This window comes from Wenyingzhuangia sp. IMCC45533 (assembly GCF_054111225.1).
On record NZ_CM134197.1, the window covers coordinates 1,823,210 to 1,835,835 of the forward strand.

15 protein-coding genes and 2 tRNA genes are annotated in these 12,626 nt (G+C 31.1%); 7 read left to right on the forward strand and 10 right to left on the reverse strand.

Annotation, left to right across the window (positions count from 1 at the left end; genetic code table 11):
* Positions 1–61: 61 nt before the first annotated feature.
* The 7 genes from ACXGQW_RS07985 to cyoE form a co-directional block, all read right to left on the reverse strand.
* Positions 62–574: a DUF420 domain-containing protein gene (locus ACXGQW_RS07985; protein WP_457821765.1), complete on the reverse strand. Its 513-nt coding sequence runs from the start codon at positions 572–574 to the stop codon at positions 62–64.
* 4 nt (positions 575–578) lie between these two features.
* Positions 579–1,274 carry an SCO family protein gene (locus tag ACXGQW_RS07990; RefSeq protein WP_457821767.1) on the reverse strand — a complete coding sequence of 232 codons (696 nt, stop codon included), beginning with the start codon at positions 1,272–1,274 and terminating at the stop codon, positions 579–581.
* The gene (locus ACXGQW_RS07995) at positions 1,264–1,914 is read right to left on the reverse strand and encodes a hypothetical protein (protein ID WP_457821769.1); all 651 of its coding nucleotides are present in this window, start codon (positions 1,912–1,914) and stop codon (positions 1,264–1,266) included. Before ACXGQW_RS07995 ends, ACXGQW_RS07990 begins: the two co-directional genes overlap by 11 nt.
* 77 nt (positions 1,915–1,991) lie before the next feature.
* A complete protein-coding gene (locus ACXGQW_RS08000) occupies positions 1,992–2,336 on the reverse strand; it encodes a cytochrome C oxidase subunit IV family protein (RefSeq protein WP_457821771.1) in 345 nt (114 codons plus the stop codon).
* Between the two features lie 32 nt (positions 2,337–2,368).
* The gene (locus ACXGQW_RS08005; protein WP_457821773.1) at positions 2,369–3,343 is read right to left on the reverse strand and encodes a cytochrome c oxidase subunit 3; all 975 of its coding nucleotides are present in this window, start codon (positions 3,341–3,343) and stop codon (positions 2,369–2,371) included.
* A gap of 63 nt (positions 3,344–3,406) precedes the next feature.
* Positions 3,407–3,994: a cytochrome c oxidase subunit 3 gene (locus ACXGQW_RS08010; protein ID WP_457821775.1), complete on the reverse strand. Its 588-nt coding sequence runs from the start codon at positions 3,992–3,994 to the stop codon at positions 3,407–3,409.
* A 1-nt stretch (position 3,995) separates the two neighbouring features.
* The gene (gene cyoE, locus ACXGQW_RS08015) at positions 3,996–4,892 is read right to left on the reverse strand and encodes a heme o synthase (protein WP_457821777.1); all 897 of its coding nucleotides are present in this window, start codon (positions 4,890–4,892) and stop codon (positions 3,996–3,998) included.
* A gap of 241 nt (positions 4,893–5,133) precedes the next feature.
* Between cyoE and ACXGQW_RS08020 the strand changes: the two genes are divergently transcribed.
* From ACXGQW_RS08020 to ACXGQW_RS08035, 4 genes are all read left to right on the forward strand, one after another.
* Positions 5,134–5,219, forward strand: a tRNA-Leu gene (locus tag ACXGQW_RS08020).
* Positions 5,220–5,249: 30 nt separating this feature from the next.
* Positions 5,250–5,335 (forward strand) — tRNA-Leu (locus tag ACXGQW_RS08025).
* A gap of 201 nt (positions 5,336–5,536) precedes the next feature.
* On the forward strand, positions 5,537–6,814 hold the full coding sequence (locus ACXGQW_RS08030; RefSeq protein ID WP_457821779.1) for a hypothetical protein: 1,278 nt from the start codon (positions 5,537–5,539) through the stop codon (positions 6,812–6,814).
* 87 nt (positions 6,815–6,901) lie between these two features.
* The gene (locus tag ACXGQW_RS08035; RefSeq protein WP_457821781.1) at positions 6,902–7,495 is read left to right on the forward strand and encodes a Crp/Fnr family transcriptional regulator; all 594 of its coding nucleotides are present in this window, start codon (positions 6,902–6,904) and stop codon (positions 7,493–7,495) included.
* 209 nt (positions 7,496–7,704) lie between these two features.
* On the opposite strand, the gene ACXGQW_RS08040 is transcribed toward ACXGQW_RS08035, so the two are convergent.
* The 3 genes from ACXGQW_RS08040 to ACXGQW_RS08050 are packed head-to-tail and all read right to left on the reverse strand — an operon-like array spanning position 7,705 to position 9,563.
* Positions 7,705–8,598 (reverse strand): DUF5777 family beta-barrel protein, encoded by an 894-nt coding sequence (locus tag ACXGQW_RS08040; RefSeq protein WP_457821783.1) that lies wholly within the window; start codon positions 8,596–8,598, stop codon positions 7,705–7,707.
* On the reverse strand, positions 8,588–9,136 hold the full coding sequence (locus ACXGQW_RS08045) for a YceI family protein (protein WP_457821785.1): 549 nt from the start codon (positions 9,134–9,136) through the stop codon (positions 8,588–8,590). Before ACXGQW_RS08045 ends, ACXGQW_RS08040 begins: the two co-directional genes overlap by 11 nt.
* A gap of 7 nt (positions 9,137–9,143) precedes the next feature.
* Positions 9,144–9,563 (reverse strand): OB-fold protein, encoded by a 420-nt coding sequence (locus ACXGQW_RS08050; protein ID WP_457821787.1) that lies wholly within the window; start codon positions 9,561–9,563, stop codon positions 9,144–9,146.
* A 187-nt stretch (positions 9,564–9,750) separates the two neighbouring features.
* On the opposite strand from ACXGQW_RS08050, the gene ACXGQW_RS08055 reads away from it, so the two are divergent.
* From ACXGQW_RS08055 to ACXGQW_RS08065, 3 genes are all read left to right on the forward strand, one after another.
* Positions 9,751–10,845 carry a LytTR family transcriptional regulator DNA-binding domain-containing protein gene (locus ACXGQW_RS08055; RefSeq protein WP_457821789.1) on the forward strand — a complete coding sequence of 365 codons (1,095 nt, stop codon included), beginning with the start codon at positions 9,751–9,753 and terminating at the stop codon, positions 10,843–10,845.
* A 473-nt stretch (positions 10,846–11,318) separates the two neighbouring features.
* Positions 11,319–12,215 carry a COG4315 family predicted lipoprotein gene (locus ACXGQW_RS08060; RefSeq protein WP_457821791.1) on the forward strand — a complete coding sequence of 299 codons (897 nt, stop codon included), beginning with the start codon at positions 11,319–11,321 and terminating at the stop codon, positions 12,213–12,215.
* A 52-nt stretch (positions 12,216–12,267) separates the two neighbouring features.
* Positions 12,268–12,621, forward strand: a complete 354-nt coding sequence (locus tag ACXGQW_RS08065; RefSeq protein ID WP_457821793.1) for a c-type cytochrome — start codon at positions 12,268–12,270, stop codon at positions 12,619–12,621.
* Positions 12,622–12,626: the final 5 nt, after the last annotated feature.

The window sequence follows — 12,626 nt, forward strand, 5'->3', positions numbered from 1 at the left end:
GTAGCTGTTTACGCTCAGTAAAAAAAAGAAAAAAATAGATGTGAATGGTAACTTTATCATTTTAATAATATGGGTTAATCATTACATAAACAATTACTCCCGTAACGGCTACATACAACCATATGGGAAACGTGATTTTAGCTATTTTTCTGTGTTTCTCATCTTCTCTATTCAATCCTCTCACAAAGGTTGTTAAGACTAATGGAATTACTCCAATAGAAAGGATAATATGTGAAATTAAAATAAAGTAGTAGACGTATTTTATAAATCCTTCTCCTCCAAATTTTGTAGAGTCACTAGTCATGTGATACAACACATACATCACTAAAAATAAAGCAGAACAAACCAAAGCTGATTTGATAAAAGTTTCATGAACCTTGATGTTCCCCTTCTTTATAGCTACTACAGCAGCCACCAAAAGCAGCGCTGTAATACCATTTACTGTTGCATAAATAGGAGGTAAAAAAATGGGCAATTCAATATCTATTTTAACTCCAAACAATACTGCTACAGCAACTGGGATTGCGATAGATAAAATGGTGATTAATTTTTTATAGTTTCTAGTTGTTTCCATTTTGTTATTCTTCTAATAGTAATTTAATATCTTCTCTCAACAAGTCGACTTCTTTGATATCTAAGCCTTGGTAGAAAATTTTTGGATTTCCGTATGGATCTTTTCGGGACCTCAAATATCCGTTTTTATCTACCAAAGCAAAAAAACCTTGATGCTCAAAACCACCTGCCACATTTGGGTTGATACCTGCAAAAATATTTAAACCCTTGTTAGCCATTTGATGTAGTACTTCTCTGTCTCCAGTTAAAAAATGCCAGTTTAGGCTAGTCACACCATAATCTTCTGCGTATTTTTTGAGTTTTATAGGAGTATCTATACTAGGATTAATAGTAAAAGAGGCAATACCAAAATCATCTCTATGTCCGTAATCTTTTTCAAGCGTAAGCATGTTTTTATTCATTACCGGACAAATAGTAGGGCATGTGGTAAAGAAAAATTCAACTACAAAAACTTTACCCTTGTAATCAATGTTACTAATCATCTGATTATTTTGATTGGTAAAGTTGAATTCAGGCATTTTTTTAGCCTTGTTATTAATTACCAAATATTCCAGTCCGCTAGATGCTGGAAGTTTTTCAGCAACATGATTTAGCCTTGTGTTTCTAGGGCTCATATGATGTTTGTAGTTTCTTACTACAAACACACCAAATAGCAATATAATAAAGGCAATACCTATATAAGAGAATGGCTTATTTTTCATCTTTTCCTAATCTTTCTTTTCTGGAGGTAGTAGATACTTCTTGTTCGTAAAAAACATTTTCAGTATCTGTTAATAGTTTGTTTTTTAAATCGTTTACCGATAACATATCGTAAGCGTACACCTGTTCACCCATTTTATCATCATCTGTTCTACCTCTTTGCTGATTTTTCTTGTCTATAATAAAAGCTTTGTCAGACGCTAAATTACTATTTAATGTTTCATCTGCTTTTAACGAATTGTAAATTTTATTAGTTTGAAGAGAGTCTAGGTTGATAAAGTGCCATTTAGAAAATTTGTCACCTGCTGTTTTTTCTAATCTAGATTTTATGATATTGATTTCCGAGGTGTTGGAATGATAAAAAGAGATGAGTTGAAACTTTTTGTATTTCGCCAATTTTTTAAAAACAACTTCGTTGATGTTAAATACCTGAGTTTCCATTTTGTTGGGTTTGTTTCCTAAAAATGTAATGACGTTGATGTTGTCCTTAAAAGAGATATTACTCTTGTTAAATTCGGCAACATCTACTACATCGGTTTTATATACTTCGCAAGGTTTAAAATTTACTTCTCCTAGCGATAGAAATATAAAAAAAGCTAAAGGCCCAAAAAACAGAAGTGATAATATGATTTTTTTGTTCATAATATATAAGTTTTGGATACTAAAAAAGGTGGATATATCATCCACCTTTTTTTATGTTATTTAGTAATTCTTTTGAATTAGTATTTCCAGTTAATAAAAGGTGCTAATGTGTTGTGTACATAGGTTCCTTCAATTAATAGTAATGTTACTAAGTAAGGAATCAAAATCATTAATGGAATGATGATAGAATTCACAAAGTTTTTACGCTCGTGGTTTAGGTGCATAAAATACCACATAATACCCGCTGCTTTAACAATGGTTAGAATAATAAAAATCCAGTTTAAGATAGAAGTACCTAAAACATTTGTGTAATGTAAACTGTGAGGTTTAATAATACCTAAAATTACCTCTATAATAGTTACTAATGATAAGAATCCGAATACTTTCCAGATTAATTTAGTGTTTGATTCGTGTTGTCCCATAATATAATTATGCTTTTGCCTTTTTTTTAAAATTAAACTAAGTAGAAGAATGTAAATACAAATACCCAAACTAAATCTACAAAGTGCCAGTATAAACCAACTTTTTCTACCATTTCGTAATGTCCTCTTCTTTCGTAAGTACCCAATAACACGTTCATAAAAATGATAATGTTTAGTATGATACCAGAACAAACGTGAAATCCGTGAAATCCTGTGATAAAGAAAAAGAAATCTGCAAATTGGCTAGAACCATATTCATTCACTTCTAAATTTGCTCCTCTTACCACTCTCGTAGACTTTTCTAAAAACTTTAAAGCTTCTGCTTTGTCTAAGATTACAATTTTTTGCTTTGTCTCTGGGTTTATCTTTTCTAAACGAATTCCAACTTCTGGGTTTTTCTTGAAAGACTCAATAATTCCGTTGGTTGTATATTCATAAGTAGTTTCTCCTTTTTCAAACCACAAACCGTTTTCACGGGTGTGTTCTACTTGTGTATTATCAGGAGTTGCAAAATCTTCTAAAGCAATTTGTTTTCCCTCTTGATTTACAAATTGAATAATTTTACCATCTTGTAACTGAACAGCTCCAAACTCACCGTTGATAAAGTTTTTCCATTCCCATGCCTGAGAACCTACAAAGACAAAACCACCAATAATTGTTAAAAACATGTAAGCAATTACTTTGTTTTTTTTCATTTGATGACCAGCATCAACCGCCAATACCATAGTTACAGACGAGAATATTAAAATAAACGTCATTAATGCAACGTAGTACATTGGGTACGTTCCGTGAAAAAACGGAAAGTGAGTAAATACTTCATCTGCAATTGGCCAGATATCTATGAATTTGTAACGAGTAAATCCGTAAGCAGCTAAAAATCCTGCAAAAGTTAAGGCATCAGACAAAATGAAGAACCACATCATCATTTTTCCATAACTAGCACCCATAGGTCTAGTAGCTCCACCTTCCCATACGTTTGTGTTCTGATCAGCAGTTGTTGCTTTCATAAGTGTTATTGTTGTTATTGTTTAGTTCCGTTTTCTTTCGAATGGCAAATTTATAAATTTAGATTAAGTATTAAAATAAAAGAATAAAAATAGTATAATCCATAGTAAATCTAAAAAGTGCCAGAAAATACTACCTAATTCGAGTCCTAAAGTGTTGCCATTGTTATATTTACCTAATAATTGTTTAACCAGCATTACAACCAAAACAATGATGGCTACAAAAATATGTAATAAGTGGGCAAATACAATTACCATTAACATGGAAGAAGAGATTAAACTCTTGGGTCCTGTAAAAAATAATCCTGATTCTTTTAATTCGTTAAATCCGCTAAACTGAGAAACAACAAAAGCTATTGCTAACAATAAGGTGGTGATCAAAAAAACAGATGTTGCACTTTTTTTATCTTTCTTACCAAAAAACACGGCTAGTTGTACGGTAATACTACTAATAACAATAAATATTGTACTTGTGACCAATGCAGGGGGCAAATCAAAAGAAACCCAATCTTCTCTGTTACTACTAATTACATAAGCACTCACCAAACCCGCAAACATCATAGTCATACTCACTAATGATATCCATAGCATGGGTTTTGCGGCTTTTTTTCTTCCTGTTTTTAACTCTTGATCTACGTTTATGGTATTGTTCATATTAATGAAGGAATTTATCTATGATGTAAATAATTTGGATAGCTGTAATATAAAAAACACTCGCTAGCATCAATTTTTTAGCAGTATCTCTACTCAAATCTTTGTACAATTGAATGGCATAATAAAGAATAACACATCCGCACAAAAATATAATTAAGGCAGTAGTAGGATAGATATATAAGGCTCCAGTTTTTCCAAACACGGGAATAATAGAAGCAAATAATAACATGATAGTGTATATAATAATTTGAACGACTGCTTTTCGGTCTCTTCTTCCCATTGGAAGTAAATTGTATCCCGCTTTTAAATATTCATCGTGACCTAACCAGCCTATGGCCCAAAAATGAGGGAATTGCCAAAAAAATTGAATCATAAATAAAATTCCAGCTTCTATACCAAATTGGTCCGTTGCAGCAACCCACCCCAGCATAAACGGAATAGCACCAGGAAAAGCCCCTATAAAAACGGCCAAAGGAGTAATCCCTTTGAGCGGTGTGTAAGCACAAGTATATAAAAATATGGATATGGCTCCGAAAAGGGCTGTTTTTTCGTTGATGATGTACAAAATACTCAAGCCAATTACAGTAAAACTAACGGCAATAATCATTGCAGTAGTAGTGTTGTATCTTCCTGTAGGTAGAGGTCTGTCTTGAGTACGCTTCATCAACTTATCCACGTCTTTCTCTATAATTTGATTAAATGCATTTGAAGCTCCTACCATTAAATAACCACCAATCCCTAGGAGCGTAACGGTTGTGTAATTAATAGTATCTATAGCCAACAAATAACCCGCAATAGCAGAAAAAACAACACTTAAAGAAAGTCCAAACTTAGTAAGCTGTTTAAAATCTCCTAAAAAAGAGTTTTTACTTTCTAAAGAATTATCAGAATTTGACATTTAGTATTTGATTCTAAATTTTTGCAAAGATAGGGATTAAATTAATGTGGAAATTGAACTTACAAATTAATTTATTATTTGTATTTAATTGATTTTAGGGAGGGTAAAAATAATTTTAAAAAAAAGCAAAAAAAGTTTTTGGGGAACATTAATAACTTATATATTTGCACTCGCATTTGTAAGAATGTAAAAGCTCTTAATTTAAGATATTTATATACCAAATATTTAGTGTAAACTGAATGCTCAAGTGGTGGAATTGGTAGACACGCTGGACTTAAAATCCAGTGGGCAGAAATGCCCGTATGGGTTCAAGTCCCATCTTGAGTACAAAGTTTTTTAAAGCATTAGTTTACACACGCTCAAGTGGTGGAATTGGTAGACACGCTGGACTTAAAATCCAGTGGGCAGAAATGCCCGTATGGGTTCAAGTCCCATCTTGAGTACAAAGCCTCATCGAATTTTCGATGAGGCTTTTTTGATTTCTAATTACACTAATATATTTATTAATCTCCTTCAGTTTTTTGAATAAAATAAAATATCTTCTTTGAATTTAACGAAAATGACAAGAATCAATTTCTTAATTTAACTTAAGAAAACTTGACGTTGCTTGTTTTAAATTTACACATCAAAAAAAAAAGATGATGATGAAACTTTATATAAAGTCTTTATATGTGATGTGTGTTTCTGTGCTTATAATCTCGTGCAGTAAAGATCGTACTATCAGTACTACAGAATTAATTTCAGAAGGATTATCAACTGTTGTTTTTAGTGGGGATATTACCAACGAACAAGCAGCTGAAATGATTAAAAATGATATTGGAAGAAACACCAATACCATTTTAGTTCAAAACACAAAAAATCTAACCACTTTAAACGTCAAAGGGTTAGAAAAAGCTGTAAGTATTCTAGTTTCAAGAAACGAAAAATTAGAAAGTATCGCATTTCCGGATTTGAATGAAGTATTTAACAACATAACTATTTCTAATAGTGATGTTCTTAAAACCGTAGATTTAAGAAACTTATCTGAATCGAGTGCTATATCCATTTCAAGATTATCACTTTTAGAAACGATTAATCTAGATAATCTGAAAAATTCGGTAGGAAGAATAACTTTGTTCTCATGTAATAGTCTTTTAGCTTTTTCATTACCAAATTTAAAGAGCATTGATTTTGGAGGGCTTCAAGTAAGAGATAATGAGAGTTTAAGGGAAATAAATGCAGAAAAACTTGAATTTATGAATGGGTCACTAGATTTTTCTGATAATTTAGCTTTAGAGAAAATGAACTTTGATTCATTATCAGAATTAACATCAATTCGTCTCTTACGTTCAAGAATATCCTCATTATCGTGTCCTGAAATAGAATATATGTCAGGACCATTAATTATCATGGAAAATGAATTACTTGAAGAAATATTACTTCCTAAGTTTAAGAAAGTAGGGATTAAAGATTTTCCGGAATTAGAGGCAAGAGCTCCGGTTTATAACATAACTGGTAATCCGGTATTAAAGGCATTAAATTTTCCTAATCTTGAAGGAACCATAAAAATGTTGGCTGTAAATAATAATGAATTGAGTAGTGTTGTGTTTAGTAAAATAAATAGTAATATTACTAGTGATATAACAATCATTGGAAATAGTGTGGAAGAGGTTGACTTTGGAGGTTTGTCAACGTTTAGACTTTTTTCGGTTAATTCTAAAACAGAAATAGAGAATCTTAATTTGTCTAGTTCCACTTCCTTTAATACTATTGCTATTTCTAGTATGAAAGAAGATCAGATAGGAAGATTGCTAGATGGTTTTATTAATAATGCAGAGGTTGGCTTTAAGTCTGTAACTCTAACAGGGGTTATTAGTGCAGAAAATATGGAGAAAATAGAATCTTTAGAAGATAAAAAAATCAGGTTTATTTTAAATCCTTAAAATATAATTGCTTTATTTTTAGGTATCTTTGTTTTGTAGCTTAAAAAAGTTTATTATTCCTCATTTATTTTGTTAAACACTCTATATATGAATACTTTTTTATATGAAATTTTACAGAAACAATTCGGGATTACCAAAGATCAGTTTCAGCCATTAGATAATATTTTACATGAAAAAAAATATAAAAAAGGAGAGTTAATTCTTAAAGAAACAAATGTAGAAGCCAATATAAACTTTGTAAAAAAAGGAATTGTTCATCAATATGTGATTATGAACGAAGGTGTTCATACAGTAGACGTTAAGTTACAAGGAATGGCTTTTAACAGCTTGAAAAGTTACGCGAATGAGAGCCCTTCTGATGAAATACAAGAAGCTATTACTGATGTAATCTTAGTTTATTTCAAAAAGATTGATTTTGAGAAGTTGATGAAAGAATACTTATGGTGCTTTGTTTATATGAAGTCTATAGAACAGATTTTTGTAAATAGAGAAAACAGAACTTTATTGTTACAACATAAAAATGCCGCAGATAGATTTAGAATTTTTATGGATACTGACCCAAACTCAAATAGATTATTGCTTGAGGTTCCTCAAAAACTATTAGCAAACTATCTAGCAATGGCCCCAGAAACTTTTAGTAAAGTAAAAAAACAATACTTTACAGGATATGTAGCTTTTTAAATACTTAATTTAGAGTGATAAGAACTCACTTAATTCACAAAATTACTACCGAATTTTATTCTTCTGACTTCATTTTATATTGAGTTTGATATAAAATTGTATTTGTAAATCTAATTCTACTTAATTAAAAAACGCAGTTTGGGTGTAAATTATTTACATAATTTCACTCAAATTGATGTGATTTTTTAAGTCGGAATAGCTCTAAAATATTATTTTTTTTGGGTATGAATCGTAAAAATAGCATTAAACCCAAAAAACAAATTACCGTCTTTAAAATTAAAATTCTTTTGAGTTTGAGTAATAAACCTATCCTCCACCATACTAAATGAGTTGGTCATTTGAAATTGTAGTATTAAAAATCTCACATCCCAATTAACGCCTAATGCAAAAGCTCCATAGGTGTCAACAGATTTTAACGGATTTGCCACGTAATAATATTCTGACACAAAAGATACATGGGGTTTAACTTTGTATCTACCCCCAATCCCTAGGGCAAAAGTGTTGTTTGGATTTGCGTTGTTAGGAGTTAGTTTATGGACAAACGTAGGTGATATTTGTGCAGAAAAATTGGTATTAAACTTGTGTGCAATTAATACTTGAGAAGTATAGGCTAAACGTTTATTTAAGTTATCTAAACTCCCAGATTTATTTAGCGTAGAACCCTTTTCTGTAAAAGATGCATTTTGAAATAAAGTAACACTTACGGAGTTATTTTTGTTTTTTATTTGGCGGATAAGTCTGTATTTTAAATAGGTGTCAGAAATTTTTTCAAAACTACTCCATCCTCCACCTATGGTTAAACGGTCCGAAATTCCATATTCTAAACCAAACCTTGCGTTCCATCGGTCTGCAATAAAACTTTGAATATTAGAGTTAGGAAGGTTCCAAAACCTGTGCATTGTCATTAACTGTAGTACTCCTTGCTTTCTGTTTTCTACTGATTGCCCAATGGCCAATCGTGTTGTTTTAAAAGTAGCCAACTCGTATTGTGTTGATTTAGGGTATTCATTATCCAACGTTTCCAACAAGGTCTGTGCATTAGAGTTGGTATAAACTCCAATGCACAAAAAGAATAATAACAAATGGTTTACATTATTTTTCATAAGGCAGGTATTCAAATCTAAATTCAGTAGAAATAACTTTGGCAATATTTGGAGCTACAATGGATGGGATTTTAATATCAAAATCTTTAACAGCAATCTTAAAACTGCCAGTAACGAAATACATTCCGTTTACCTTGTTTATTTTGGTTTTGATATCAATATCTTTGGTAATATTTCTTATGGTTAATTGCCCTTTGATAATTTTTGTTTGTGTACCCTCTTTAGTGATGTCAAAATCTACAATTTTGCCTTCAAATGTAGCTTTTGGATACAAATCGGATTCAATGTAACTTTCGTTAAAATGCTCATGCATTAAAGATTTTTTAAAAACAAAAGTATTCATCAGCATACTGATTGCTATTTGACTGTTATCCAAATCAAGGATACTCAAAACCTGATTGTTTTTAGCTTCAATATTTTCGGCAGTAGTATAGGAAAAAAAGGAAACTTGTCCTTGTCGGGTAATTACTTTATTGGTTTTGGGTTTAAAACCTGTGAGCGCAATGAGTAAAAGTAGTGGAATTATAATTTTATACATAGCTTATTTAGTTGATGACCATACAGTTTAAAACAATAACATCTTTTAAGAAACCTTTACAAAGGCCTTTAATTTTAATACTTTTATGAATATCTATAGATGAAATGCTTTGGTTGGAATTATTTTTCATATCGCAAATAACATGATTGTCATTGGCAGTGCCGTATATAATTATTGTGTGTCTATTGTTTTTAAAAGAAATCTCTTTTATAGTACCTTCTATTTCTAAAATTTTGGACTTAAACTTTTTGTTTGCGATGATTTCGTTATCAATAAAAGAATAAGTTAGGTCAGTAGCTTTTAGAATACTGTCTGTCTTTAAATTTCTAGTGTCAACACGGTAAACTTTATTTACACTAAAAATAAAGTAGAGACTCATCAGAAGGATTAGAGTAGCAAAAATTATGTAAAACTTTTTATGAATCATGGTTTGTGTTGCACTTCACTACAAAGAAACAAGTATTTAGGAATATACAGAATTAAAAAAGTGTGAAAAGGAAAAAAATAGCTTAAAAAGGAATAAAACATAGCTGAATTTATAAAAACACCTCTTAAAAAAAATATTACATTAGATGTTTATTAATAGTTAGAACTTAAAAACAACGCATCTCTACATGAGAAAAGATAAATTATACTTTTTAACCTTTGTTTCTATTTCTGTTATTTTTTTACTAATAGCATCTATAAGCATCAAGTATTTCGTTAAGGTGAGTGCCAATCAACTTATAGAGTTGCAATTAGAGTCTAGTAAGAGAGAATGTCAGGAAATCTCCAAACTAATTTACTTTCAATTAGAATCAGGTATAGAAAAAGAAAAGGTATCTCAAGCGGTACAAAAAACTTTAGAGCAGGGCAAAAATCAGTCTTCGTTTGTGAGTGTTTTCGATTGGTCTGGAAAACAAGTTTGTCACCCCGATATTACTCAAATTGGTCAAAAAGTAAATTCTAACCAATCATTGCTAAACTCCTTAAAAGAAGAGGACAGTTCGGACCACTTATATGACTTGCTGATAAAACACAAACAAAAAAGAAAAGTAACAGATTCTGAAATTATTCATATTTCACCTGTAACTAATTCAGATTTAATAGTTGCTGCCTATTTAGATTTGGATGCCTTGGGTATGGAAGTAAGTAAGTTAAGGCAAAGTTTTTTCACCATTTTTTTATTGATGGGAACATTTTTTATTCTGTCATCTTTTTTTGCAGTTAGAATGATTGGTAGTTATTATGAAAAACAATTAGAGCAAAAAAATAGTAGCTTAGAAAGTGAGTTAATCAACTTATCTAAGCTAAATGCAGATTTGGTGAATTACCAGCAAAAAGTTGTTCAAGAAAAAGAGGTTGTAAATAAATCAGAATTGGTAAATGACGTTAGTAAAAAAAGAATTCTAACCCATATTAGAAACGAATTAGTTCCTATTGATATTGATAACATTGCTTATATATATACGGAAAACACCATAACTTATGTGGTGTCCTCACAAGGTAAAAAATCTACAACCAACGCTAGTTTGGATGATTTATATGCTACCTTGAATACGTTACTTTTTTTTAGAGCCAATAGGCAGTTTATTATTAGTATAACTTCCATCAAAAAAATTATTAAGTACGGAAATAGCCAGCTTAAAATTGTTGTAGATGATGCTGATGTAGAAATTATCATTAGCAAAAACAAAGCCTCAGAGTTTAGGCAATGGCTAAATATATAAAAAGAGCTTTTTTGTGTGGATATAAATTTGGAACAACCACGTAACTGATATTGTGTAATTCTTACAGAATGTTTAATATATAAATCTAGCTCACTCAAATAAAAACCTTAGTTATTTATCCAATTATAGCTATATAATGATAAACGATTTGTAGTTTGGTTGAGCAACACACCTTGTTTGCTAAAATCTTTTCTTCGCTTAAAGGCTTAACCGTTTTACAGGTCTAAAAATTATAAAGTAAAAACTTATTTGTTTTTGTGTTTTAAAACAGCCCATATACTGTTGGTTATCTTAAGGATGCGATCTTTTTTCTTTAGAATTCATATACACGATTGAAATCATCAGAAAGTGTACGATTTATTTAATCCTTTTTTTTCCTTTTTAACTTCTTTTTTTCCCCTTGACTAAGGTTGTTTCGTTTGTAAGATGCTTGCTGATAGATATTTGCACCATAATCTTATAAAAACAAAAAAATGAAAAAATCAGTTTTATTATTATTCACTTCAATCACATTATTAGTTAGTTGTAGCAATGACGATTCAAATATTGAAACGGCTACGGAGACAAATACAGATCAAGTTGATAGCGGATCAGGGCAAGACAATGAACAAAGCACTGTTAAGTTAGCAAGCAATACTACGCACGGGAGTATATTAACAGACGATAAAGGAATGTCTCTTTATTTCTTCTCTAAGGATACTAAAGAAATTTCTGAATGCACTAACGGTTGTAAAGCAGCTTGGCCTGTTTTTTATACAAACGACCTAAAATTAGATGAAGGTTTAAATGTATCAGATTTTGGAACAATTACAAGAACAGATGGCGATAAGCAAACCACTTATAAGGGCTGGCCTTTGTATTATTTTGCTAGTGATGATGTTGCAGGGGACACCAAAGGAGATAAGGTGGGGAATAATTGGTTTGTAGCTAAGCCTAATTACTCAGTAATGTATGGTCAAGCAAAATTATCGGGTTCAGATGAACTAACATTTTATATGACTAGTGCTACAGGTAGAACTATTTACTTGTTTGCCAACGATAAAAAAGACACCAACAACTATACTAGGCAAGACTTTTCTAACAACGCTACATGGCCAATTATTTCATTGGACTTAGATGAGGTTCCAAGTGTTTTCGATAAAAGTGATTTTGGAAAAATTACGGTTCATGGACGTAGCCAAATAACCTACAAAGGTTGGCCTTTGTATTATTTTGGAAGCGATACAGAAAGAGGAGATGCAAAAGGAGTTAGCGGAGTATGGCCAATTGTTAATACTAATACGGTAGCTGCCACAACTGCTGCTGCTGTTGGTCCAACATCTACTCAAACAAATAATGATGAGGCTGGTAACGAAGATTATGACTATTAATGATATAACAAAAGAGAGACTATACATAGTCTCTCTTTATAAAAATAGATCCATGCCATTAATTTTTAAAAATAGAAATATAGGTGTTCTTTTACTTGTACTTTTTTTGAGTATTGCTTGTGAGAATCATGTACAAGAGAATGATTTTGCTGTTATTGAACAAGATGTTAATTGCAATCCCAATACCTCATTTGCTACAAGTATTAAACCCATCATAGATAATAATTGTTTGCCATGTCATAGAACTCAATTTCCGGTTTTAACGAGTTTCAGCAGTATTAATCGTAACGCTAGTAATATAAGAAGACAGGTGGTGAGTAGGAGAATGCCTTTAAACGGTTCACTATCGGACGACGAAATAGCTTTGATACGTTGCTGGATTGACAATGGAGCCCAAAACAATTAAAAAAA

What these genes read in the sequence shown, in the direction of transcription:
- ACXGQW_RS07985 (WP_457821765.1), bottom strand. Translation starts at nt 574, where the DNA reads ATGGAAACAACTAGAAACTATAAAAAATTAATCACCATTTTATCTATC.
- ACXGQW_RS08065 (WP_457821793.1), top strand. Translation starts at nt 12,268, where the DNA reads ATGCCATTAATTTTTAAAAATAGAAATATAGGTGTTCTTTTACTTGTA.
- ACXGQW_RS08060 (WP_457821791.1), top strand. Translation starts at nt 11,319, where the DNA reads ATGAAAAAATCAGTTTTATTATTATTCACTTCAATCACATTATTAGTT.
- ACXGQW_RS08050 (WP_457821787.1), bottom strand. Translation starts at nt 9,563, where the DNA reads ATGATTCATAAAAAGTTTTACATAATTTTTGCTACTCTAATCCTTCTG.
- ACXGQW_RS08030 (WP_457821779.1), top strand. Translation starts at nt 5,537, where the DNA reads ATGAAACTTTATATAAAGTCTTTATATGTGATGTGTGTTTCTGTGCTT.
- ACXGQW_RS08005 (WP_457821773.1), bottom strand. Translation starts at nt 3,343, where the DNA reads ATGAAAGCAACAACTGCTGATCAGAACACAAACGTATGGGAAGGTGGA.
- ACXGQW_RS08035 (WP_457821781.1), top strand. Translation starts at nt 6,902, where the DNA reads ATGAATACTTTTTTATATGAAATTTTACAGAAACAATTCGGGATTACC.
- ACXGQW_RS08000 (WP_457821771.1), bottom strand. Translation starts at nt 2,336, where the DNA reads ATGGGACAACACGAATCAAACACTAAATTAATCTGGAAAGTATTCGGA.
- ACXGQW_RS08055 (WP_457821789.1), top strand. Translation starts at nt 9,751, where the DNA reads ATGAGAAAAGATAAATTATACTTTTTAACCTTTGTTTCTATTTCTGTT.
- ACXGQW_RS08010 (WP_457821775.1), bottom strand. Translation starts at nt 3,994, where the DNA reads ATGAACAATACCATAAACGTAGATCAAGAGTTAAAAACAGGAAGAAAA.
- ACXGQW_RS07995 (WP_457821769.1), bottom strand. Translation starts at nt 1,914, where the DNA reads ATGAACAAAAAAATCATATTATCACTTCTGTTTTTTGGGCCTTTAGCT.
- ACXGQW_RS08040 (WP_457821783.1), bottom strand. Translation starts at nt 8,598, where the DNA reads ATGAAAAATAATGTAAACCATTTGTTATTATTCTTTTTGTGCATTGGA.
- ACXGQW_RS08045 (WP_457821785.1), bottom strand. Translation starts at nt 9,136, where the DNA reads ATGTATAAAATTATAATTCCACTACTTTTACTCATTGCGCTCACAGGT.
- cyoE (WP_457821777.1), bottom strand. Translation starts at nt 4,892, where the DNA reads ATGTCAAATTCTGATAATTCTTTAGAAAGTAAAAACTCTTTTTTAGGA.
- ACXGQW_RS07990 (WP_457821767.1), bottom strand. Translation starts at nt 1,274, where the DNA reads ATGAAAAATAAGCCATTCTCTTATATAGGTATTGCCTTTATTATATTG.